The sequence below is a fragment of the Nocardia elegans NBRC 108235 genome (genome assembly GCF_001612845.1).
Taxonomy (GTDB): Bacteria; Actinomycetota; Actinomycetes; order Mycobacteriales; family Mycobacteriaceae; genus Nocardia; species Nocardia nova.
Map to the genome: position 1 here is coordinate 45,709 of NZ_BDBF01000007.1, position 22,477 is coordinate 68,185.

Sequence of the window (22,477 nt, forward strand, 5' to 3'; positions counted from 1 at the left end):
GCCGTGCGGTCCGGCGGGTCACTCTCATACCGTGGCGTATCCGGTGAATTCCCGCGCGGTCACCGCGACGAGGCGTCCGCCCATCGCCCCCACCGTCGAGCGCAATCGGGGATCGCCGCTGGGCGGTAGGGTCATCGACCAGGCGGTCGAACCGTCGCGGGCATCGATCGCGTGCACGGTGGCGCCGTCGGTGAGGATCAGGTGTCGGGCATCGGTCACTCCGTCGTATCGCAACGTGTTCGTGAACCGCGCCGGCTGCTGCCACACTTGACGTCCGTCGGCGAGATCGAGACCGATGAGTGCGGTCCCGTCGAGTGATCGGACGATCACCGTGTGAGCCACTACTCCTTCGACCGCGCCCTGGCGACCGGTGGGCTCGTCGAGGCCGATCTGTGGATTGGTCCACAGCACTCGCCCTGTCGTTCGGTCGTAGGCACTCTCGCCGGTGAGGATCGGCGGCGGCGAGGCGGTCGCGGTCGGATACCACTCGAGCAGGAAACTCGGATCGCCGACCTCGGCGAGCGGGTGACCGTTGCGATCGAGAAGTGTGATCGTCCCCGGGCTGCCGCTGCGATCGATCACCTGCCTCGCAATGATCCCGCCGTCGAACACGGCGCCGACGGAGTCGGTGAACAGCGGGTCGCCGGTGCGCAGATCGTAGACACGAACATTGCGGTCGTGGCCGTCCCGGAAGTAGTCCGGCGCGTCGAGTCTCGGCCTGACCGCGTCGCCGGGAACCGGTGTCGGATACGTCCGGCGCCAGGTTGCCTCGATGTCGGAAACGGTTCCCCGGGTGACGACGGCGGTCATCCAGTCGGCGGTGCGGCCGGCGACGGAAACCACCCCGTCGCGCACCGCCGCGTCCATCACCTCGAAGTCCGTGGAGCGGTCCGTGGCTATCGTGCCGGTGGCGGCGTCGACGATGAGCACTCGGTGGGTGCCGCGGCAGGTCAACTGGCCGTCGAATACGCGCTCGTTACAGCTGAGGAGTTCGCCGGCGTCGATCGTCCACCGCACCGCGCCGGTGTCCGGGTCGATGCCGTGCAGCCGCACCGGTCCGGCTTTCGGTGCGGTGCCCGGCCCGGGCTCGCCGGGTACCGCGGTGGCCGCGACGATTATCGGCCCGGCGTCCATCGGCGAACCATAGCCGTAGTAGTTGTCCAGGCTGTGCGGAAGTGCCAGCAGGACCGCGCCGGGCTCGTGCGACAGATCGGCGGGGCGTAACGTCCATCGCGGCACCGGGGCGGAGTCGAGCCGACCGGAAATCCGGAACCGGCCACCGGCCGCGGGACCCGCCGGCGGCTCCTCCGGCGATCGGTTCACCCACACGACCGCTGCGACTCCCGCCACCACGGCCACGATCAGCACCGCGATCCAGATCCGGCGCGTGCCTCGACCGGTGAGCCAGTGTGCGGCCGCGTTCATCCGGCGGTCTCCTTCATCCGTCCAGCCGGCTCACGCACCGGCCCACTGTGCGAAAGAGGCAAGGTATCAGCCTCTTTCGAGGTAGGCGACCGCGAGGACGTCCCAGCGCCGGTGATGCCGTAGCTCGAAAGCCCCTTCTCGTCGAGGATCCCCATCGTGGTCGGAGAAACTGTCACCGACCCCGGCGGGCATCGGTCAGCGACGAGGACGTGCTGCCGCGTTCGGTGTGGATGACCACTCTCCGGAACGCCCGGAGGCCGGTGTCAGCGCGGCGCGATCGCACGGTTGCGAAGTGGCCACCCGGTCAGTGGTGGCCCGAGAGTTCCGTGGCGGATGCCAGTTCCTGGAGGGGAATGGTTGTGTCGGACCAGGTTTCGGGAGCGTGGGTCGTTCGGGCGGCGATGAGGCTTCGGGCGGTGCGCAGGTCGGCGGGACGGCCCACGGCCGCCGCGGCGACCAGTCGACCCGCTCGCAGGGACAGTGCGACGAACTGGCCGGGGGTGTCGGTGGTACGGACCACGACGTCGTCCTCGGTGTGCGGTCGCCCTGCGAATTGGATCGTGACGCCGTACTGCGTGGTCCAGCCCCAGGTGACCTCTTGCGCGGGAAGGGGTTGTCCGAGAACGGATTTCGCTGCGGCGATCCCGTGTGACTGCGCACTGTTCCACTGTTCGGTGCGCCGGTGGACCCCGAATTCCGGATCGTAGACGGCGGCGGCGTCACCGGCGGCGAAGATATTCGGCGCCGAGGTCGTATAGGACTCGTCGACGAGGATCCCGTCCCCGACGGCGAGTCCGGCCTGCCGGGCCACGTCGGTCTCCGGTTCCGCGCCGATCGCGACGAGCATCGCGGCGGCGGTCCACTGACGTCCGTCGACGGCGATGGCCCGGATATCGCCGTCGCCACCGTCGATCCGGTCCAGCACCACCGCGTCGTGGATGTCGACGCCCTTGCCGGCGTGCAGGTTTCGGCAGTGCGCGCCGATCGCCGCCGGGGCCACCCGCTCCAGCGGAGCGTCACCCGCGTGCACGATCGTCACCGCCGCCCCGAGTCCACGTGCCGTCGCGGCGGCCTCGCAGCCGACCAGGCCGCCGCCCACCACGAGCAGCGATCCGCCGGTCACCACGGCAGCGCGCAACGCATCGACATCGGCCGCGGTGCGCAGCGTGTAGGCGCCCGATTCGGGTCCGGGCAGTTCTCGGGCGCGCGCGCCTGTGGCGAGCACCAGGGCGTCGTAGCCGAGGGTTTCGCCGGTGCCCAGATGTAGCCGGTCGCGGTCGACGTCGATGCCCGCGACCGGGGTCCCCGGCCGCACCTCGATGCCGAGTTCGCGCCACGATTCCGCGGATTCGAGCAGGAGCCGGCGTTCGTTCGCGGTGCCGGCGAGCAATTCCTTGGAGACCATCGGGCGGCGGTAGGGCAGCCGGTCCTCCGCGCCGAGCAGCACGATCTCACCGGTGTAGCCCTCGGTGCGCAGCGTGCGGGCGGCGGTGGCGCCCGCGACCCCCGCACCCACGACGACGATGCGTCCGGTCATGCGCGACTGACCTCGACCATCTCGAAATCCGCCTTGGCCGCACCGCAGTCGGGGCAGGACCAGTCGTCGGGAATGTCGTCCCAGCGGGTGCCCGGCGCGATGCCGTCTTCGGGCCAGCCGAGCGCCTCGTCGTATTCGAATCCGCATTGCAGGCAACGGAACAGCTTGTATTCGCTCATATCAGGCGCCTTTCGTGAGGGTCGGATCGTGGCTCGCGAGATCGAAATCGACCTTCTCCCGCACGCCGCAGTCGGGGCAGCACCAGTCGTCGGGTATCGCCGACCACGCGGTACCGGGCGGAAAGCCCTCGCGAGGTGCGCCCTCGCTTTCGTCGTACACGTAATCGCAGACGGGGCAACGGAATCGGGACATCAGGCGACCCCGTACTTCGCGAAGACCCGATCGCGCTTGCGGGGCTGGATGTTGACGCGGGTGATGTCACCGTCGTAGTGCGCGAGCACCCGCTTGTCCATCACGCGGCGCCACAGCGGCGGGAAATAGGCGACGGTGATCATGCTGGCGTAGCCGCTGGGCAGATTCGGCGCGCCGTCCATACTGCGCAAGGTCTGATAGCGCCGGGTGGGGTTGGCGTGATGGTCGCTGTGGCGCTGCAGGTGGTAGAGGAAGATATTGGTGACGATGTGGTCGGAGTTCCAGCTGTGCTCCGGCGTGCAGCGTTCGTAGCGCCCGGCCGCGGTGCGCTGCCGCAGCAGGCCGTAGTGCTCGAGGTAGTTGACCGTCTCCAACAGCGAGAAGCCGTACACCGCCTGCAGCACCAGGAACGGCAGCACGCCGGGGCCGAAGATCGCGGCCAGCGCGCCCCACAGCACCACCGACATCAGCCAGGCGTTGAGCACGTCGTTGTGAATCGTCCACGGGCGCTTGCCCATCCGCTGCAGGCGAGTCTTCTCGAGCGACCAGGACGAGCGCAGGCTGCCCCACACACTGCGCGGCAGGAAGGTCCAGAACGATTCGCCGAAACGGGAACTGGCCGGATCCTCCGGTGTCGCCACCCGTACGTGGTGGCCGCGGTTGTGCTCGATGTAGAAGTGGCCGTAGAACGTCTGCGCCAGCGTGATCTTCGACAGCCAGCGTTCCAATTCGTCCTTCTTGTGGCCGAGTTCGTGCGCGGTGTTGATGCCGACACCGCCCATGGTGCCGATGCTGAAGGCCAGGCCGATCTTCGACACCAGGCTCAGCCCGCCGTCGACACCCAGCCAGGACAGATCGGCCGCACTCCACAGATAGCAGGCGAACACCAGGCTGAGCAGCTGGAACGGGATGTAGGCGTAGACGCACCAGCGGTAGTAGCGGTCGTTTTCGAGCTGTTCCATCACCTCGTCGGGCGGATTCTGCCCGTCGGGCCCGAAGAATCGGTCGAGGATCGGCAGCAGGACGTACACCAGTAGCGGCCCGATCCACCACCACACCGGCGCCGCGTGGTGCCAGCCCAGTTGGTTGAACAGCCACACCAGGCCGGTGGCGAGCAGGACCGCGGTCGGCGGGACGAGGCCGAACAGCCAGAGATGGCGTTTGCGGTCGCGCCACTGGGGCGGCGCGGTCCGGGCCGGATCGCCGATTCGGGATGTGGTCACGGAGTTCTCCTCACGAACGGTACGCGGACTGCGCGCCGGAACGGTGCGCCCGGCATACGGGCTGCGTCGACGAGGTCGGGGCCGGAGCGCGGCCAGTTCACCTCGACGTATTTACACTTTCTGAAGAAGTGTTCTCATTGAATACAGATGCGGTGAGATTGTCAATAGTCGAACAGTTTCGCGGACCGTGTACGATCATGGACGTGGCTACCGCGCCGAACTTCCAGTCCGATATGCGCCGACTTCTGCGCGAGCGCGTCATCGAGACCGCTCGTGGCCTGGTCTGTACCGAGGGCTGGGGCGCGGTGAACATGTCGCGAGTGGCCAAGGAGGTCGGTGTCAGCCGGCCGGTGCTGTACAAGGAGATCGGCACCAAACAGGACCTCGCCGATGTGGTGATCGCGAACGAGGTGGACGTCTTCCTGGTCGGGATCGCCGAGAAGCTGGCGGCCCACCCGGACGATGTGATCGCCGGCCTGATCGCGGCCGTGGAGTTCACCCTGCGCAGCGGCGCGGACAATATGCTGCTGAAGGCGGTGCTGTCGGGCCGCTCGGCGCCGGATACCGCGCTGCTGCCGGCGCTGATGACCGAACCGGAACCGGTGCTCGGCCGGGCGATCGCCGCGGTGACCGCGACGGTTCGCGCGCAATACGATCTGGCCTCGGTGGGCGACGAGGAACTGGGATCGGTCGCCGAAACCGTTGTGCGCCTTGCCCTCAGTCATCTGTTCCAGCCCACGGGGCCGGTCGAACGGGCGCTGGAGCAGATCCGGGTCGTCGCCGTCGGACTGTTCGAGCCACTGCTGTCCGAGGCGTGACCATTCGACGCCGGATGATCCGACGGTGGGAGACGTTGGCTGTCAACGTATTTCGTCGGAAATCCGCCGATCTCGCCGCTACCCGGCCGTTGCCGCTGTGTGACAGGTCACCATCGGTTAGGGTCGAAACCGGTTTGCCGCACACCGAATCCGGCGAACCGGTGTGTGGAGGTGAGGTACCGAATGCATATGTCCTATCTGCTGTACGACTTCCTGCTGCCGTATATCGGCGAGCAGGCCGCGACGTACTGGGCGCAGCTGTTCGTCGTCGACCCGATCTGACGAGCAGGTGGCGCCGGCCTGCGGTTACGGTCGTCCGGCGCCACGGGTACTCGCTCTCGGCGCGCCCGTAGCGACGCCGTAGCGGCCGCCTCGCCCGGCGTGTGATCCCCGCCGGGGGCGGCGGACCAGTCCAGTGCTCTCGGACTGGCTATCTAGTGGCCTGATCGGGGCGCCTAGAATCGTGGAGGTTCGCATCGCAGCGATGCCTCCTCGAACGAATCCCCGATAATCAGGAGTTTGCCCGTGACAACGCCCGACACCACCTCGACGACCGGCACCGCCCGCGTGAAGCGCGGCATGGCCGAGATGCTCAAGGGCGGGGTGATCATGGACGTCGTCACCGCCGATCAGGCCAAGATCGCCGAGGATGCCGGCGCGGTCGCGGTGATGGCGCTCGAGCGGGTTCCCGCCGACATCCGCGCCCAGGGCGGTGTCGCGCGGATGAGCGACCCGGACCTGATCGACGGCATCGTCAACGCCGTCTCCATCCCGGTCATGGCCAAGGCGCGCATCGGCCACTTCGTCGAGGCGCAGATCCTGCAGAGCCTCGGCGTCGACTACATCGATGAGTCGGAGGTGCTGACCCCGGCCGACTACGCCAACCACATCGACAAGTGGCAGTTCACCGTGCCGTTCGTCTGCGGCGCCACCAATCTGGGCGAGGCGCTGCGCCGCATCACCGAGGGCGCGGCCATGATCCGCTCCAAGGGTGAGGCCGGCACCGGCGACGTATCCAACGCGACCACCCACATGCGCAAGATCCGCGCCGAGATCCGCCACCTGCAGTCGCTGCCCGAGGACGAGCTGTTCGTGGCCGCCAAGGAACTGCAGGCGCCCTACGAGCTGGTCCGTGAGATCGCCGAGACCGGCAAGCTGCCCGTGGTGCTGTTCACCGCCGGTGGTATCGCCACCCCCGCCGACGCCGCGATGATGATGCAGCTGGGCGCCGAGGGCGTCTTCGTCGGCTCCGGCATCTTCAAGTCCGGCAACCCGGCCGAGCGTGCCGCCGCCATCGTCAAGGCCACCACCTTCTTCGACGATCCCGATGTGCTCGCGAAGGTGTCGCGCGGCCTGGGTGAGGCCATGGTCGGCATCAACGTCGAGGAGATTCCGGAGCCGCACCGCCTTGCCGAGCGCGGCTGGTAATTCGGTCGGAAGATTTTCCGAGACAACGGCTTTCGCCGGGTCGTCCTGTGCGGACGGCCCGGCGTCGTCGTATGCGAGGGGTGATGGTGCCGCACCCCGGAGACCGTCCTGAAGTGTACGGTCGACGCCTCACCTGTCCTGCGCGATCGCCCCGATCCGATCCCGCGCCGCGAACTTCGCGATCGCGGCGGCTGTGACCGGGGTGAAGAAGTTGACCAGGTTGCCGTCCGGGTCGCGGACCAGCAACGACCGGTTGCCCCACGGCATCGTCGTGGGTTCGGCGACGATCTCGGTGCCGGCACCGGACAGCTCGCGATGGACGCGGTCCACATCGGCGACGAGGAATTCGGTGATCACACTGCGGTTGGCGCCCGGAGCGGCGGAATCCGGTGCGAACAGCGCCACCGTGCGCGTGCTCGCGATCGCGAGGGTGGCGGTGGCGGTCTCGAACTCGGCGAAATCCTCGGTCGCCCACTGCGCCCGGACGCCGGTCGCGCGCTCGTAGAACGCGACCAGACGCGCGACGTCGCCGGTGACGATGCGGATGGAGACGAAATCCATGACTGTTTCCTTGCTGTTGAGAGGCGTTTTCCGCAGCGTAGGAGAAATAGTGGACACAATCGGTCCGGTATCGGAACTAGAGTTGTTCGCATGGCTCGACCCACCGGCCGCGTGCTGATCCTGCTGGAACTCCTGCAGTCCGGCGGTACCCGCACGGTGGCCGAGCTCGCCGACCGGCTGGGGGTCGAGGGGCGCACCGTGCGGCGTTATGTGGACCATCTGATCGACCTCGACATTCCGGTGGAGTCCGTGCGCGGCCGCTACGGCGGCTATCGCCTCGCCGCCGGATACCGGCTGCCGCCGCTCATGTTCAGCGACGACGAGGCCCTGGCCGTGCTGCTCGGTCTGCTCGCCGGCCGCCGGAATGGTTGGGCCCCAACGGATGTCACCGCGAGCGAGACGGCCGCTGCCAAGATTCGTCGCGTCCTGCCCGCGCCCCTGACCCGGCGATTGGACACACTGCTGGAATCGTTCGACGTCACCGAGCAGCCGGACGCAGCGGCCCCGGCGCAGGCCGCGGTTCTGCTCGCGATCGCCGATGCGGTACGCCACCGCCGGCCCGTCACCATCCGCTACACCGATCGGCGCGGCCGCGGAAGCGAACGCGTCCTGCATTCCTACGGCCTCGTCGCTCACGCCGGGCGGTGGTACGTGACGGGCACAGATCCCCGGCTCGGCGAAGACCGCACCTTCCGCATGGATCGTGTCACCGATGTGCGAACGCTGCCGGGCTCGTTCGACCCACCCGCCGAATTCGACGCCGCACGGCATCTGGTGTCCGGCTTCGCCGCCGCCGACTACCGATACGACATCGGCCTGCGGATCTTCGGCACCACCGAGCAGATCCGCGCCCATCTGCCCGCGACCGTCGCCACCGTGGCCCCCGCCGACGACGAGGAGGCGCCGCAACGCTGGTGGCGCGTCGACGTGCGCGCCGAGCGCCTCGAGTGGCTACCGCCGGTGCTGGCGGCACTGGATCGCCCGTTCGTCATCGACCGGCCCGAGGAGTTGCGCGACCGCGTCCGGGCCCTCGCCGACCGGCTCGCCGCCTCCGCCCGCCGAACCTGATCGTCCCTTCTCACCGGTGCGGCCGGTCCCTGCCGAGCGAATGAGCTTCCCGCTACTGTCTTTCGGGCACTGTGCGATCCTTCGCACCGATCGACGAGACGAGACAGGGGACCACATCCGATGGTTGGGTCAGGGACTGTGGGCCGGGACCTCGATCTGGCGGCGGTGCGGGCGTTCGTCGCCGCGGCCGAGGAGCGGCAGTTCAGTCTCGCCGCTGTGGTTCTCGGCATCAGTCAGCAGGCGGTGTCGAAGCGGATCGCGAAGCTGGAGGACCAGCTCGGGACGGCGCTGTTCGACCGCGTCCCCGCCGGAATCGTGCCGACCGCCGCCGGTGCGCGGCTGCTGCCGCACGCGCGAGCGCTGCTGGCGGTGGCCGAAACCGCGGTGGCGGCGGTCGGTGAGATGCCGCGTCCACTGCGTGTCGCGGTGCAGGGCGAGCGCCAGGGCGCGACCGAGCAGATGCGGTTCTACCTCGACCGCAACCCCGGCGCCGAGACCGAGATCGTGATCTCGAACGTCTTCGTGACGTCGCGGGACATGGTGGTGCACGGCCGCGCCGACGCCGCCTTCGCGCGTCCCTCGGGCGGCCCCCGCCCGCTGCCGCCCGATATCGCGGCCGTCCCGGCCTATGTCGATCCGGCGCATCTGCTCGTCGGCAGGGACCATCCGCTGGCCGGGCGTTCGGCGGTGCCGCTCGCCGAGCTGGCCGCGTACACGGTGTGGATTCCGGGTGCCGGGGTGGCGTCGGAATGGGCCGACTTCTATCGCGAGCTGAGTGAATTCTGCGGTGTCACCATCGATACGACACCGCGCGACCGCACCCGGTTCCCCGGGCCCGACGGTATCGAAGCCATGCTCGCACGCATCGCGGACTCCGACACCCTGGCCACCGTCAGCAGCGATCACTTCCGCAATCCGTGGCATCCGCACATCCGGCGGGTGCCGATCGTCGACCCGACGCCGGCCTATCCGCATGCGCTGCTGTGGTCGACGGCCAACACCCATCCGGGGCTACCGCACCTGATCGAGCATTTCCGCACGACCTACAACCGCGACATCGCCGCCGGCTGCTGGCTGCCCGCCGCCGACCGCGAGCGGTTCGCGGGCTGATCGCCGCGAATCCCGCTGTGCCCCCGCGCCTTCGGTTCGGGACCGACGCCGATCAGGAACCGGTGCGCACGGCCGGGCGGTCCGGATGATCCCAGCGCACATCGAAGGTGGGCATGTCGTCGTGCTCGCGATCATGGCGCAGCAGCGCGGGCACGGTCCATCGGTCCGCGGGGTCGGTCCGGCGCAGCAGTGCCGATTCCGACATCTGCAGCCGCACGGTGACATCGAAATCCAAACCCCGGCCGAGCAACATCGGCCCCGCGACCACCAGGACGAGGCCCGGTTCGGCGGGCTGCATGCGCGCTCGCGCGGACCGATCGCCGACTTCGTCCCACAGCGCGGGCAGCCACCGCCCGCGCCCGCGTACCGCTTCCAGCACTTCACGATCCAGGGCGGCGTAGTCGAACCATGCTGTGCGGTAGGTCATTTCGTCGCGCCCGAACTCCAGCCGCAGCGATGCCGGGCGCACGAAGTCGTGCAACCACACCCGCTCGGCCGGGCGCCCCCGCGTGCGGATCCGTTCGACGATCCGGTCCGCCGGTTGTCGCGGGTGCGCACCGTCGGCGCCGTCGACGGCCACCACGACCGGGCCCGGCAGGGCGAGAGCGGCCGCGGCGACCCGCTCGACCAGCCCGTCCACGGCGATCGGTTCGTATGCGGGCATCCGCCTATCATGCCCGCCACCGCGCGGATCGCGGAGAGTCGCCCGGCGACCGGGTTTGCCATCGCATAGCGTGAGCGGGTCGATTTCGGGCACGGTGGTACCCGCGAGGCGATCGAACACCCTCCGCGGAGCCCCGCCGGCGTCGGTGATCGACGGTTGTCGTGAACTCGAGGAGGTCGTGGTCCGTGGCGGTGCTGGTCCCGCGTGAACGTCCGAGGCGGTGGTCGCTCGACGACATCGTCGTCACCGATCCGCCGATCATCCGGCGGGCGATCGGCGCCGCGAGTATCGGCAACATCACCGAGTGGTACGACTTCGGCGTCTACGCGTATTTCGAGCCGACCATCAAGGACGTGTTCTTTTCCCATCTCGGGGACACCGCCGGCACGATCGCCACTTTCGGCCTGTTCGCGGTGGCGTTCCTCGTCCGCCCGTTCGGCGGCATGTTCTTCGGACCGCTGGCCGACCGCATCGGCCGCAACAAGGTGCTCGCCACCACGATGATCCTGATGGCGGCCGGCACGTTCGCGATCGGCTGTATCCCGGATCAGAACACGATCGGGATCTGGGCGCCGATGTTGTTGCTGTGCGCGCGGTTGCTGCAGGGTTTCTCGACCGGTGGCGAATACGGCAACGCGATGACCTTCATCGCCGAATACGCACCCGACCGGCGGCGCGGATTCCTCGGCAGCTGGCTGGAATTCGGCACCTTCACCGGATATCTGCTGGGCGCGCTGGTGGTCACGCTCGCCGACGCCACCCTCACCGACGAGCAGCTGCTGTCGTGGGGCTGGCGGCTGCCGTTCTTCGTCGCGCTGCCGCTGGGTGTGGTCGGGGTCTATCTGCGGATGCGGCTGGCCGACACCCCGGCCTTCGCCGCCCTGGAGAAGGAATCCGAGGAGCGGGAGAAGGCGAACAAGACCGGCGAGGAGGCGAAGATCCTGGCCCGGCTGTGGCCGTACGTGCTGGTCTGCATGGGCCTGGTGGTCGTCTGGAATGTCACCAACTACATGCTCACCTCCTATATGCCGACCTACGTCACCTCGACCGTGCCCGACAGCACCGGCGGCGGGGTGTCCTCCTCGGCGTCGCAGTGGCTGCAGATCGCGGTGATGACCATCGCGCTGCTGACCATCCCGGTGATCGGCCTGATCTCGGACCGGATCGGGCGCAAACCGATCATCTGGGCCGGCATCGTCGCGTTGCTGGTGCTGGCGTTTCCGATGGTTCTGCTGGTGCGCACCGACAACGCGTTCGCCGTGTTCCTGGGCCTGCTCATGATGGGCCTGACCCTCATCTGCTTCAGTGCGACCATGCCGTCCACCCTGCCGTCGCTGTTCCCGACGAAGGTGCGCGGTGCGGGGCTGTCGGTGTCGTTCAACGTGGCGGTCTCGCTGTTCGCCGGCACCACCTCGGTGGTGGTGGGCGCGCTCGTGGGCGCGACCGGCGATCTGAACTGGCCGGCGTACTACCTGATCATCGCGGGGCTGGTGGGTGCGGTCTCGGTGTACTTCCTGCAGGAGCCCAACGGCCGGCGCATGTGGGGCTCGGCGCCGGCCGCGCGGTCCGCGGAGGAGGCGAGGGAACTGATCGGATCGCAGGGCGAGCGGGCGTCGTGAGCGGTGTCACGGCGGAGAGTCGCGCGCCGGGGCGGGTTCGCCATCGCTTAGCCTGAGCGGGGCACGTGGCGGAAGGACGGTACATGGCGACGATCGAAGAGGCACTGGAGATCGAGCGGCTCGAGCGGGACATCTTCCGCGGCGCGATCACCAAGTCCCAGCTGGCGCGCACATTCGGCGGTCAGGTTGCCGGGCAGGCGCTGGTCTCGGCCGTACGCACTGTGGAACCGCGCTTCGAGGTGCATTCGCTGCACGGATACTTCCTGCGCCCCGGCAATCCCGCCGAGCAGACGGTGTATCTGGTGGAACGCATTCGCGACGGGCGCTCGTTCTGCACCCGACGCGTCACCGGCGTGCAGGACGGCGAGGCGATCTTCACCATGTCGGCGTCCTTCCATGTCGGCGACGAGGGTCCCGAACATCAGGACCGGATGCCGGAAGTCCCACTGCCGCAGGACATTCCGGACGAACGCGCGTCGATGAGCCCGGAGCGGCTGTGGCTCATGCGCGAATGGGAGCACTGGGACATCCGGCTGGTGCCGCAGGAAGAGGTGGTCCGGCGCGACGGCCTGGCCTCCCAGCAGCAGGTCTGGTTCCGCTACCGGCACCCGCTGCCCGACGACCCGCTGTTCCACGTCTGCACCCTCGCCTACATGAGCGATATGACCCTGCTCGGTTCGTCGAAGGTCACCCACCGCGACGAACCGACCCAGGACGCGTCGCTCGACCACGCGATGTGGTTCCTGCGCCCCTTCCGCGCCGACGAATGGCTGCTCTACGACCAGAATTCCCCGTCCGCGGGCTACGGCCGCGCGCTCACCAGCGGGCGGATCTACAACCAGCGCGGACAGTTCGTCGCCCAGGTCGTGCAGGAAGGGCTCATCCGCAAACTGCGGCGGTAGGTGAGCGGCGCCACAACGGCGGCGGCCGCAGGCCTCGTCAGCATCGCGCAACTCGTATGCTCGTGCCGTGAAACCGACCATTGGCGTGCTGGCTCTGCAGGGTGACGTGCGGGAGCACTTCCACGCGCTGGCCGCGTGCGATGCCGAACCGGTGAGTGTGCGACGGGAATCGGAACTCGAGTCCGTCGACGCGCTCGTGCTGCCGGGCGGCGAATCCACCGCGATCAGCAAACTGCTCGAGGTGTTCGGGTTGCTGGAACCGCTGCGGGCGCGGCTGCGCGCGGGCATGCCGGCCTTCGGTTCGTGTGCCGGGATGATCCTGCTGGCGTCGGAGGTGCTCGACACCCGTCCCGACGCGCAGTCGCTGTCGGGCATCGATATGACGGTGCGGCGCAACGCCTTCGGACGTCAGGTCGATTCGTTCGAAACCGATCTCGACTTCACCGGACTCGACGAGCCCATCCGCGCGGTGTTCATCCGGGCGCCCTGGGTGGAACGAGTCGGCGACGGCGTCGAGGTCCTGGCCCGGGTTCCGCACCGGCCGCGGCCGGGGACCGTGGTCGCCGAGGGCCCGTCGGTGGGCGATCCGCAGGAGGCGGCGGGCCGGATCGTGGCGGTCCGGCAGGGCTCGGTCATCGCGACCTCGTTCCATCCCGAGGTGACCGGCGATCTGCGCGTGCATCGCCTGTTCGTCGACTCGGTCCGGGCCGCGGTGGCCGCCGGTACCTGACCGTTCGCCGCGCACCCCGACCGGGCGATGGCGGACCGGGCAGTAGACTGCACAGCGATCGCCGGAACGCAGATCGCGAATCTGCCCGGGCCTCGAGCACACCGACCTGAAGGAAGTAGGGAATGAGCGGCCACTCCAAATGGGCCACCACCAAGCACAAGAAGGCCGTGATCGATGCCAAGCGCGGCAAGATGTTCGCGAAACTGATCAAGAACATCGAGGTCGCGGCGCGCACCGGCGGTGGTGATCCTGGCGGAAACCCGACTCTCTACGACGCCATCCAGAAGGCGAAGAAGTCGTCGGTTCCCAACGACAACATCGAACGCGCTCGCAAGCGCGGCGGTGGTGAAGAGGCCGGCGGCGCCGACTGGCAGACCATCATGTACGAGGGCTACGGGCCCAATGGTGTTGCGGTGCTGATCGAATGCCTCACCGACAACCGCAATCGCGCCGCCGGTGAGGTGCGCGTGGCCATGACCCGCAACGGCGGCAATATGGCCGACCCCGGGTCGGTCGCCTACCTGTTCCACCGCAAGGGCATCGTCACGCTGGAGAAGAACGGGCTCAGCGAGGACGACGTGCTGACCGCGGTGCTCGACGCGGGCGCCGAGGAGGTCAACGACCTCGGTGATTCGTTCGAGATCATCAGCGACCCCAGTGACCTGATCGCCGTGCGCACGGCGCTGCAGGAAGCCGGAATCGATTACGACTCCGCCGAATCCGGCTTCCAGCCCTCGGTGTCGGTGGCGGTCGACGCCGACGGCGCCCGCAAGGTGTTCAAACTCGTCGACGCGCTCGAGGACAGCGACGACGTGCAGAACGTGTACACCAACGTCGACGTCTCCGACGAGGTCCTCGCCGAACTCGACGCCTGATCCGTACCGCCGCGGGCCGCTGCCGGATGGACCGGCGGCGGCCCGCGGCGTGTGATCAGGTGTGCACGGGCAGTCCGAGCCGCGCCGACACCCACGGCAGCGACGAGGTGAACGCGGCCGCCGCGAACTGCCAGGTATGCCCGCCCTGAGTGGTGTGGATGGTGCACTCGATGCCGGCCGCGCGGCCCTGGCCACACAGTTTCTCGGCGGCCCCGACCTCCCCGGTATCCATGACGCCGTCCTGGCCGCCGACGCCGATGCGGCTCTCGTCGACCTGCGGCAGGTGGAACCGGCCGCCGGCGTCCTTACCGGTGCGGTCCGGGCGGTGCGACGGCGTCAGATCGTCGAACAGTCCGGCGACATCGGTATAGGGGCCGTGTTTCGCCATCACCGTCAGCGGGTCGAAGCGGTCGTAGGCGGCCGCGTCGCCGCCGTAGAGGCGCGAGATCGTCTGCTCCTTGGTGCCGGACGTCGGGCCGAGATCGCCCGCGATATCGACGAAGGTGTGGAACAGCTCCGGATGCATCACGGTCAGGTCGGTGGCGCAGGTACCGCCCATCGACCAGCCCACCACCGCCCACTTCGCCGGGTCGGCCGGCACGCCGAAACGCGAGTCCACATACGGCACAACATCTTTCGTGAGGTGGTCGGCGGCGGCGCCGCGCGGCCCGTCGACGCATTCGGTGTCGTTGTTGAAGCTGCCCGAGGAGTCGACGAAGACCAGGACGGGGGCGGTGCCGGCATGGGCCGCGGTGAACGCGTCGATGGCGGGCATGATCTGGCCGCTGCGCAACCAGTCGGCGGGAGTGTTGAATTCGCCGCCGATCATCATCACCGCCGGCAGGGCGGGCGGGGTGGGCCCGGCGAACCACGCCGGTGGCAGGTAGACGTATTCGGTGCGGTGCTTGAACCCGCTGGCGCCGTCGCCGGTGTCGATCGGCACCACCACGCCGTTCGCGGGGTGACTGTTGCGCATCGCGGCGAGCTCGTCCTGATCGGTCTGGTGGGGCAGCGGCCCGGCCGTCAGCGCACTCCACGCCGACTGCGCACTCGGGTAGTAGCCCACCCACTGGTTGAGCACCACCGCCGAACTGGCGATCGCGAACGGCACCGCCACGATCGCGGCGGTACGGTGCCACCACCGCGCGCCCGGCCAGCCGACGACCACCAGCGCGATCGCGGCGACCGCTGTGCCCACCCAGATCCACAGCCGCACCGGAGCGGGATCGGAGGCCAGGCCCTCGTTGTCCATCACGGTGCGGGCGGCGAAGGCGGCCACCACCCCGAGGGCGAGGCAGATCGGCACCCGGATCAGCCACCACCGCCGGCCCCAGCGCACGATCGCGACCACGAGCAGGACGGCGGCGACGATCTCGATGGTCAGCGGCAGCCAGCCGTGCAGCAGCGAGACGCCGTGATGAAAACCGTTGTAGGGGTTCAGTTTCGCCGAGGGGAGCTGAGGTGGCGGAGGCGGCGCCACCGCGGGGGCGGCGGTCGGCGCGGGCGCGGCCGGGGCGGTCGGCGCGGGCGTCGGCACATCCATGGGCGCTGGGAACACGGCGTAATTGTCGGTGGCGTTCCTCGAGAAACCCTGTGAACTCGCTCGGAGTCCGGTCCGGCCGGGCGGCCGGCGAAGATGGGGTCGAAGTCCGGCGCCGCGTGAGCCCCGCGCGGGCACAATGGGGCATATGGCCGAGATCGTGCTGGTGCGCGGGGATATCACCGAACAAGACGTAGACGCCGTGGTCAATGCCGCCAACTCCGGGCTGCTGGGTGGCGGTGGGGTCGACGGTGCGATCCACCGCCGCGGTGGACCCGACATCCTCGCCGCCTGCAAGCAGTTGCGGGCGACGACCTATCCCGACGGCCTGCCCACCGGGGCGGCAGTGGCGACGACGGCCGGCAACCTTCCCGCCCGCTGGGTTATCCACACCGTCGGCCCGGTCTGGGCGGCGAAACACGACCGCTCCGGCCTGCTGGCCTCCTGCTACCGCGAATCCCTGCGTGTCGCAGAGGAATTGGGTGCCCGCACGATCGCCTTCCCGGCGATCTCCACCGGCGTGTACGGCTGGCCTCTCGACGACGGCGCCCGGATCGCCCTCGACACCGTCCGGACGGCGCGTACCGGCGCCGCCGAGATCCGTTTCGTCCTGTTCGGCGCGACCGCGCATCGGGTGTTCGAGTCCGCGCTGGCCGCACTGGAATAGCCGGCTTCGTCGCTCCGCGGCGCGGGGTCGCGGCGTCCGGGCTCCGTGTCGGTGGCCGCCGGTACGGGGGCTCTCGGTTAGACTTCGAACAATTGTTCGCGAATCGACAGGGGTGCATTTCGTGCGGGTGATGGGTGTCGACCCCGGGCTCACCCGGTGCGGCCTGAGCATCGTCGAGGGCGGTCTGGGGCGGCAGGTCACCGCGCTCGACGTCGACGTCGTGCGGACACCGGCCGATATGGACCTCGCGCAGCGGCTGCTGGGCGTCGCCGACGCCGCCGAGCACTGGATGGACACCCATCGGCCCGAGGCGGTCGCGATCGAGCGGGTCTTCTCCCAGCACAACGTCCGCACCGCCATGGGCACCGCACAGGCCGGCGGGGTGATCGCGCTGGCGGCCGCGCGGCGCGGCATACCCGTCGCCTTCCACACTCCGAGCCAGGTCAAAGCGGCGGTGACCGGCAACGGTTCCGCGGACAAGGCTCAGGTGACGGCGATGGTGACCCGCATCCTAGGCTTGCAGACGGCGCCGAAACCGGCCGACGCGGCCGACGCCCTGGCGCTGGCGATCTGCCACTGCTGGCGGGCGCCGATGCTGGAGCGGATGGCGAAGGCGGAGGCCCAGGCCGAACAGGCGCGGCGCAGATACGCCGAAAGGCTTGCCCAGCAACGAAAGGCGGTGACCAGGTGATCGCGTCGGTGCGCGGTGAGGTGCTCGAGATCGGGCTCGACCACGCGGTGCTGGAGGCCGCGGGCGTGGGATACCGGCTCAACGCCACCCCCTCCACGCTGGCCGGTCTCACCCGCGGCGACGAGGCCCGCCTCTACACCGCGATGATCGTGCGCGAGGATTCGATGACGCTGTACGGCTTCGCCGATACCGAGGCGCGCGATCTGTTCGGGCTGCTGCAAACCGTCTCCGGTGTCGGTCCCCGGCTGGCGATGGCGGTGCTGGCGGTGCTCGAGCCCGAGGCGCTGCGAAAAGCCTTGGCGGAGAGCAACGTCGCCGCACTGACCCGGGTACCGGGGATCGGTAAACGCGGGGCCGAGCGCATGGTGGTCGAATTGCGCGACAAGGTGAATCTGGTTCCCGTGCAGTCCGCCCCGCCCGGCGCGGCGCCCACCCCGGTCGTCACCCCGGTGCGTGATCAGGTCGTGGAGGCGTTGACCGGTCTCGGGTTCCCGGTGAAGCAGGCCGAGCCCGCCGTCGACGGCGTCCTCGCCGAACAGCCCGAACTGGGTACCTCGCAGGCCCTGCGGGCCGCACTGGCGATCCTCGGCCGGAATCGGTGACGCCGATGCACGACGACGAATTCCCTTCCAGCAGTGGCGGTATCGATCCCGGCGCCGACGATATCGGCACCGGTGCGGACGGCGGCGAATCCGCGGTCACCGCGAACTACCTGACCTCCGACGGGGACATCGAGGCCGGCCTGCGCCCGAAATCCCTGGACGACTTCATCGGCCAGCCCCGGGTGCGCGAGCAGCTCGCCCTGGTCTTGCGCGGTGCGACCCAGCGCGGCGGCACCCCCGACCACGTCCTGCTGTCCGGCCCGCCCGGGCTCGGCAAGACCAGTATGGCGATGATCATCGCCGCCGAGCTCGGTACCGCGCTGCGAATCACGTCCGGACCGGCTCTGGAACGCGCCGGTGACCTGGCCGCGATGCTGAGCAATCTCGTCGAGGGCGACGTGCTGTTCATCGACGAGATCCACCGCATGGCCCGCCCGGCCGAGGAGATGCTGTACCTGGCGATGGAGGATTTCCGGGTCGACGTCGTGGTCGGCAAGGGACCGGGAGCGACCTCGATCCCCTTGGAGATCGCGCCGTTCACCCTGGTCGGCGCCACCACGCGCTCGGGCGCGCTGACCGGCCCGCTGCGCGACCGCTTCGGCTTCACCGGCCATATGGACTTCTACGAGCCCGAGGAACTGCAGCGCATTCTGCAGCGTTCGGCGGCGATCCTCGGCGTACGCATCGAATCCGATGCGGCGGCAGAGATCGCCGGCCGCTCCCGGGGTACACCTCGCATCGCCAACCGGCTGCTGCGCCGGGTCCGCGACTATGCGGAGGTACGGGCCGACGGCCTGGTCACTCGGGACATCGCCAAGGCCGCGCTGGCTGTCTACGACGTGGATTCGCTGGGATTGGACCGGCTCGACCGCGCCGTGCTGGGCGCGCTGGTCCGCGGCTTCGGCGGCGGCCCGGTCGGTGTGTCGACGCTGGCGGTGGCCGTGGGGGAGGAGGCCGCCACCGTCGAGGAGGTGTGCGAACCGTTCCTGGTTCGCGCCGGTATGGTCGCGCGCACCCCGCGCGGGCGGGTCGCCACCGCCGCCGCCTGGGAGCATCTAGGTCTGGTGCCGCCGCCGGATCTGGTTTTCGGATCCATCGAGGTCCGAGGCCGCGAAGCCCAGCCCACCCTCGACCTGTTCGACTGATCCCGTCCGGCCCGGCAGTTCGATCGCGTCAGCTCACCAGCGCCGCGACCGCATCCACGAAGGCGTCCACCTCGCCGCGGTGGTAGGCCCGGACCCCTGCCGCGGCGGTGCCGAATGCGGGGCGGATCGCCGCCGCGTCCCATCCCGTCGCGGCCTGTGCCAGTAGCGCGGCGACGCGCTCGCGGAACGCGTCGACCTCGTCGGCGACATATCCGCTCCGGCCCAGCGGCGGCGCCGAAAACCGCAGCCGGGAAACATATTCCGGCGACGGCGGCCACGCCACCTGCGGCCGGGACGGGCCGTAGCGCGCGGACTCCAGCGCCACGCAGGCGCGATCGAGAAATGCGTCCACCTCGTCGCGGTCGTAATCGCGGCGGCCGGGAGCGGCCAGGCCGAATTCGTGTCCGCGAATGGCGGCCGCGCTCACAATGGCCCGGCCCGCGAAGGCATCGGCGAGGGCGGCGCAGAACGCGTCGACCTCGGCGGGGTCGTAGCCGCGGTGCCCGATCGGGGCCCGGCCGAAACGGATCCCTCGCACATACTCCGGCGTCACCCGCACATTGTTACAACACCGCTCAGCCGGCGCGCACCCCGTCGATCAACAATCGCGGAATCGCCTGGGCCAGTCCGGCGGTCGACTCCGGATCGGGATCGCGCAGGCCGTGCACGATGGCCGCGAGCAGCATGCCGGTCACCGCCTTGGCCGTATTGGCGGCGTCGAGGTCGGCCCGCAGATAGCCCAATTCCACACCGTGCTCGAGATATCCGGTGGTGAGCGCGTCGGCGGTGTCGAGCAGGCCGTAGAGCCGCATCGTCAACTCCGGATCGATGCCGGTCGCCTGGAACAGCAGCAACTGCGCGACCCGGCGGTCTTCGAGGAAGATCCGGTGCAGCGCGACGCCGATGCGGTCCAGCTGACGCCGGTAATCGGCGAGCGAGGTCGCCGCGTCGGGCGCGTTCTCCGTTCCGAGCGCCTCGATGATCCGCGCGGCGAGATCGTCGATCACGTGGTCGATGATGTCGCGCTTGTTCTCGAAGTAGCGATAGAACGTCCCGTGCCCGATTCCGAGGGCCGTGGCGATATCGGCGATTCCGGTGGCGTGATAGCCCTTGTCGGCGAAGCAGGCGAAGGCGGTGTCGATGATCTGTTGCCGCAGTTCGGCCTTGCGTCGCTCCAGATGTGTGGATGGCTTCGGCACGGACCCGATGATACGGTGTTCCGCAACGGAATGATGTGTCATTCCGTATCAGATGCATCAGGTAACAGGGAGGTTCGGCGTGGCACCTCAGTACGACGCCGTGGTGGTCGGTGCGGGATTCGGCGGTATGGGGGCCGGAATTCAGCTGGATCGTCTCGGTCTGAAGAATTTCGTGATCCTCGAGCGCGAGGACGGCCTGGGCGGGACCTGGCACGTCAATCACTACCCGGGCCTGGCCGTCGATATCGCCTCGGTGACCTACTCGTATTCGTTCGAACCGAATCCGCACTGGTCGCGGCTGTTCGCCCCGGGCGCCGAGCTCAAGAAGTACGCCGAGCACATCGCGGACAAATACGACCTACGCCGCCGGATGCGGTTCAACCAGGTCGTCGGCGGCGCTCGCTGGGATTCCGAACACGCGCACTGGGTGGTGTCGGTCGAGGGTGGCGAAACCCTCACCGCGCGCTATCTGCTCACCGCGACCGGCTTCCTATCCCAGCCCTATACCCCGCCGTTCCCGGGCATCGACAGCTTCGCCGGCAAGATCATCCACACCACCGCCTGGGAGGACGATTTCGATCTGACCGGGCGGCGCGCCGCCGTCATCGGCACCGGCGCCACCGCCGTACAGCTCGTGCCGGAGGCCGCGAAGAAGGTCGCGGAACTGACCGTCTTCCAGCGCACGCCGATCTGGGTCGTACCCAAGGTCGACACCGCCATTCCGAAGCGCGTTCAACAGCTGTTCGAGAAGGTGCCGCTGACCCAGAAAGCGGCGCGGCTGGTCAACACCGGCGCTCTGGAACTGCTGATGGTCTCCGGCGTGCTGCACTACAAGCAGGCCAAACTCGGCAACAAGGGCGCCGCACTGCTGGCGAAGGCGCATCTGCGCGCGCAGGTGCGCGACAAGGAGACCCGCGACAAGCTGACCCCGCACTACGACTTCGGCTGCAAGCGGCCCACCTTCTCCAACACCTACTTCAAGACCTTCAACGAACCGCACGTGCGGCTCGAGACCACTGCGATCGACCATGTCGAGGCCGACGGCATCGTGACCGCGGACGGGCACAAGACCGAGATCGATACGCTGATCCTCGCGACCGGCTTCAATCTCTGGGATGTGAACTTCCCGGCCGTCGAGATCATCGGCCGCGACGGGGTGAATCTCGGAAAGTTCTGGCGCGACAACCGATTCCAGGCCTACGAGGGCATCACGGTGCCGAAATTCCCGAACTTCTTCAGCCTCAACAGCCCCTACTCCTACAGCGGTCTGTCCTACTTCACCACCATCGAGGCGCAGATGAAGCATATGGACCGGCTGCTGCGCGAGGCACGCCGGCGCGGTGAGGAGGTCTTCGAGGTGCGGGAAGAGGCCAACGCGCGCTTCCTGGACTACGTGACCGAGAAGCTCGGCTCGTCGGTGTTCTACGCCGGGAGTTGCTCGACGGCCCGCAGCTACTACTTCAACCAGCACGGCGAGGCCGCGCTGCTGCGCCCGAACAGCACGATCACCACCCACCGCGAAGCGGTGAACTTCCCGCTCGACGACTACGTCTACGGCGCGCCCGCCGCCTGAGGTGCCGCTGCGGCGGGGTTCGCGCCGGTGTGGCGCAAACCTCGCCGCGCGCACCGCGGGTGTGGCGATATTCCAGGTTGCTGGCAGACTGTGTGGGTACAGCCCCATCCAACCCACCAAACTAGGACCGACTACGACGATGGCGAACCTGCTGTTTCCGCTGCTACTGGTAGTTCTGCTCGTACCGATGTTTCTCGGTGTCCGCCGCCAGAAGCGCGAAGCGCAGAAGGTCGCCGATATGCAGGAGAGCGTGAAGGTCGGTGACCAGGTCACCACCACCTCCGGCCTCTACGGCACCGTGGTCGACCTCGACGAGGAGACCGTCGACCTGGAGATCGCCGAGGATGTGGTGACCACCTGGCTGCGCGCCGCCATTCGCGATGTGCGCCCCGGTGGCGACGCCGCCGACTCCGCCGAGACGGGTTCCGACACCGAGGAGTCCGGCGACGAGGCGATCGCCGCCCCCGCGGCGGAGTCTGCCGGCACCAACGGGACGAACGGTTCGGCTTCCACGAACGGCTCGGCGGCCAACGGTTCGGCCTCGGCCTCCGGTGTGGAGGAATCCGTCGAGGACACCGCAGCCCGGCTGCGCAAAGACTGACCCGCTTCCGCCGTCGCAGCGCTCCGCCGCCGCGACGGCGGTGCGGCGTGTCCGTGGGCCCGCGCTCGCCGGTGCTCCGTGCTCGCAGGTCATGCCGCAATTCCGGCCGCCACCCTCACCGCCTAGG

24 protein-coding genes are annotated in these 22,477 nt (G+C 68.9%); 14 read left to right on the top strand and 10 right to left on the bottom strand.

Annotated elements, in window-relative coordinates; all coding sequences use genetic code 11:
- Positions 1-24: 24 nt before the first annotated feature.
- From NE2_RS06310 to NE2_RS06330, 5 genes are all read right to left on the bottom strand, one after another.
- On the bottom strand, positions 25-1,425 hold the full coding sequence (locus NE2_RS06310; protein ID WP_063024741.1) for an outer membrane protein assembly factor BamB family protein: 1,401 nt from the start codon (positions 1,423-1,425) through the stop codon (positions 25-27).
- 304 nt (positions 1,426-1,729) lie between these two features.
- Positions 1,730-2,962 (bottom strand): NAD(P)/FAD-dependent oxidoreductase, encoded by a 1,233-nt coding sequence (locus NE2_RS06315; protein ID WP_063024743.1) that lies wholly within the window; start codon positions 2,960-2,962, stop codon positions 1,730-1,732.
- The gene (locus NE2_RS06320) at positions 2,959-3,141 is read right to left on the bottom strand and encodes a rubredoxin (RefSeq protein ID WP_063024745.1); all 183 of its coding nucleotides are present in this window, start codon (positions 3,139-3,141) and stop codon (positions 2,959-2,961) included. The genes NE2_RS06315 and NE2_RS06320 overlap by 4 nt, the downstream gene beginning before the upstream one ends.
- 1 nt (position 3,142) lies before the next feature.
- Positions 3,143-3,334, bottom strand: coding sequence for a rubredoxin (locus tag NE2_RS06325; protein ID WP_063019111.1), 192 nt, complete (start codon positions 3,332-3,334; stop codon positions 3,143-3,145).
- The gene (locus tag NE2_RS06330; RefSeq protein WP_063024747.1) at positions 3,334-4,557 is read right to left on the bottom strand and encodes an alkane 1-monooxygenase; all 1,224 of its coding nucleotides are present in this window, start codon (positions 4,555-4,557) and stop codon (positions 3,334-3,336) included. The genes NE2_RS06325 and NE2_RS06330 overlap by 1 nt, the downstream gene beginning before the upstream one ends.
- Before the next feature lie 203 nt (positions 4,558-4,760).
- On the opposite strand from NE2_RS06330, the gene NE2_RS06335 reads away from it, so the two are divergent.
- Both NE2_RS06335 and pdxS read left to right on the top strand, forming a co-directional pair.
- Entirely contained in the window at positions 4,761-5,375 is a 615-nt protein-coding gene (locus NE2_RS06335; protein WP_030513898.1) for a TetR/AcrR family transcriptional regulator, read from the top strand.
- Between the two features lie 525 nt (positions 5,376-5,900).
- Positions 5,901-6,803: a pyridoxal 5'-phosphate synthase lyase subunit PdxS gene (gene pdxS, locus NE2_RS06340; RefSeq protein ID WP_063024749.1), complete on the top strand. Its 903-nt coding sequence runs from the start codon at positions 5,901-5,903 to the stop codon at positions 6,801-6,803.
- Positions 6,804-6,932: 129 nt separating this feature from the next.
- On the opposite strand, the gene NE2_RS06345 is transcribed toward pdxS, so the two are convergent.
- Entirely contained in the window at positions 6,933-7,364 is a 432-nt protein-coding gene (locus NE2_RS06345) for a VOC family protein (RefSeq protein ID WP_063024751.1), read from the bottom strand.
- Positions 7,365-7,454: 90 nt separating this feature from the next.
- On the opposite strand from NE2_RS06345, the gene NE2_RS06350 reads away from it, so the two are divergent.
- Both NE2_RS06350 and NE2_RS06355 read left to right on the top strand, forming a co-directional pair.
- Positions 7,455-8,432, top strand: coding sequence for a helix-turn-helix transcriptional regulator (locus tag NE2_RS06350; protein WP_063024753.1), 978 nt, complete (start codon positions 7,455-7,457; stop codon positions 8,430-8,432).
- A gap of 138 nt (positions 8,433-8,570) precedes the next feature.
- Complete coding sequence (locus tag NE2_RS06355; protein ID WP_218018565.1) at positions 8,571-9,542, top strand: LysR family transcriptional regulator; 972 nt, start codon at positions 8,571-8,573, stop codon at positions 9,540-9,542.
- 52 nt (positions 9,543-9,594) lie between these two features.
- Here the strand turns inward: NE2_RS06355 and NE2_RS06360 are convergent, their stop codons facing one another.
- The gene (locus tag NE2_RS06360; RefSeq protein ID WP_063025005.1) at positions 9,595-10,206 is read right to left on the bottom strand and encodes a nucleoside/nucleotide kinase family protein; all 612 of its coding nucleotides are present in this window, start codon (positions 10,204-10,206) and stop codon (positions 9,595-9,597) included.
- A gap of 185 nt (positions 10,207-10,391) precedes the next feature.
- On the opposite strand from NE2_RS06360, the gene NE2_RS06365 reads away from it, so the two are divergent.
- The 4 genes from NE2_RS06365 to NE2_RS06380 all read left to right on the top strand — a co-directional run bounded on the left by NE2_RS06365 (position 10,392) and on the right by NE2_RS06380 (position 14,332).
- Positions 10,392-11,825 (top strand): MFS transporter, encoded by a 1,434-nt coding sequence (locus tag NE2_RS06365; RefSeq protein WP_084493845.1) that lies wholly within the window; start codon positions 10,392-10,394, stop codon positions 11,823-11,825.
- A gap of 83 nt (positions 11,826-11,908) precedes the next feature.
- Positions 11,909-12,727, top strand: coding sequence for an acyl-CoA thioesterase (locus tag NE2_RS06370; RefSeq protein ID WP_063025009.1), 819 nt, complete (start codon positions 11,909-11,911; stop codon positions 12,725-12,727).
- Positions 12,728-12,794: 67 nt separating this feature from the next.
- A complete protein-coding gene (gene pdxT, locus NE2_RS06375) occupies positions 12,795-13,457 on the top strand; it encodes a pyridoxal 5'-phosphate synthase glutaminase subunit PdxT (protein WP_030513906.1) in 663 nt (220 codons plus the stop codon).
- Between the two features lie 122 nt (positions 13,458-13,579).
- On the top strand, positions 13,580-14,332 hold the full coding sequence (locus NE2_RS06380; protein WP_030513907.1) for a YebC/PmpR family DNA-binding transcriptional regulator: 753 nt from the start codon (positions 13,580-13,582) through the stop codon (positions 14,330-14,332).
- Between the two features lie 55 nt (positions 14,333-14,387).
- On the opposite strand, the gene NE2_RS06385 is transcribed toward NE2_RS06380, so the two are convergent.
- A complete protein-coding gene (locus NE2_RS06385) occupies positions 14,388-15,875 on the bottom strand; it encodes an alpha/beta hydrolase (protein WP_084493846.1) in 1,488 nt (495 codons plus the stop codon).
- Positions 15,876-16,020: 145 nt separating this feature from the next.
- Between NE2_RS06385 and NE2_RS06390 the strand changes: the two genes are divergently transcribed.
- The 4 genes from NE2_RS06390 to ruvB all read left to right on the top strand — a co-directional run bounded on the left by NE2_RS06390 (position 16,021) and on the right by ruvB (position 18,977).
- The gene (locus tag NE2_RS06390) at positions 16,021-16,539 is read left to right on the top strand and encodes an O-acetyl-ADP-ribose deacetylase (protein ID WP_030513909.1); all 519 of its coding nucleotides are present in this window, start codon (positions 16,021-16,023) and stop codon (positions 16,537-16,539) included.
- Between the two features lie 121 nt (positions 16,540-16,660).
- On the top strand, positions 16,661-17,230 hold the full coding sequence (gene ruvC / locus NE2_RS06395) for a crossover junction endodeoxyribonuclease RuvC (RefSeq protein WP_030513910.1): 570 nt from the start codon (positions 16,661-16,663) through the stop codon (positions 17,228-17,230).
- Positions 17,227-17,832: a Holliday junction branch migration protein RuvA gene (gene ruvA, locus NE2_RS06400; protein ID WP_030513911.1), complete on the top strand. Its 606-nt coding sequence runs from the start codon at positions 17,227-17,229 to the stop codon at positions 17,830-17,832. Before ruvC ends, ruvA begins: the two co-directional genes overlap by 4 nt.
- A gap of 5 nt (positions 17,833-17,837) precedes the next feature.
- Entirely contained in the window at positions 17,838-18,977 is a 1,140-nt protein-coding gene (gene ruvB, locus NE2_RS06405) for a Holliday junction branch migration DNA helicase RuvB (protein WP_233429693.1), read from the top strand.
- 28 nt (positions 18,978-19,005) lie between these two features.
- Here the strand turns inward: ruvB and NE2_RS06410 are convergent, their stop codons facing one another.
- Together NE2_RS06410 and NE2_RS06415 are read right to left on the bottom strand one after the other, a co-directional pair.
- Positions 19,006-19,530 carry a DivIVA domain-containing protein gene (locus NE2_RS06410; protein WP_063909300.1) on the bottom strand — a complete coding sequence of 175 codons (525 nt, stop codon included), beginning with the start codon at positions 19,528-19,530 and terminating at the stop codon, positions 19,006-19,008.
- A 22-nt stretch (positions 19,531-19,552) separates the two neighbouring features.
- The gene (locus tag NE2_RS06415) at positions 19,553-20,185 is read right to left on the bottom strand and encodes a TetR/AcrR family transcriptional regulator (protein WP_369817498.1); all 633 of its coding nucleotides are present in this window, start codon (positions 20,183-20,185) and stop codon (positions 19,553-19,555) included.
- 70 nt (positions 20,186-20,255) lie between these two features.
- Between NE2_RS06415 and NE2_RS06420 the strand changes: the two genes are divergently transcribed.
- Positions 20,256-21,749 (top strand): flavin-containing monooxygenase, encoded by a 1,494-nt coding sequence (locus tag NE2_RS06420; RefSeq protein WP_063024759.1) that lies wholly within the window; start codon positions 20,256-20,258, stop codon positions 21,747-21,749.
- Between the two features lie 139 nt (positions 21,750-21,888).
- A complete protein-coding gene (yajC, locus tag NE2_RS37600) occupies positions 21,889-22,350 on the top strand; it encodes a preprotein translocase subunit YajC (protein WP_063024761.1) in 462 nt (153 codons plus the stop codon).
- The last annotated feature ends 127 nt before the right edge of the window (positions 22,351-22,477 follow it).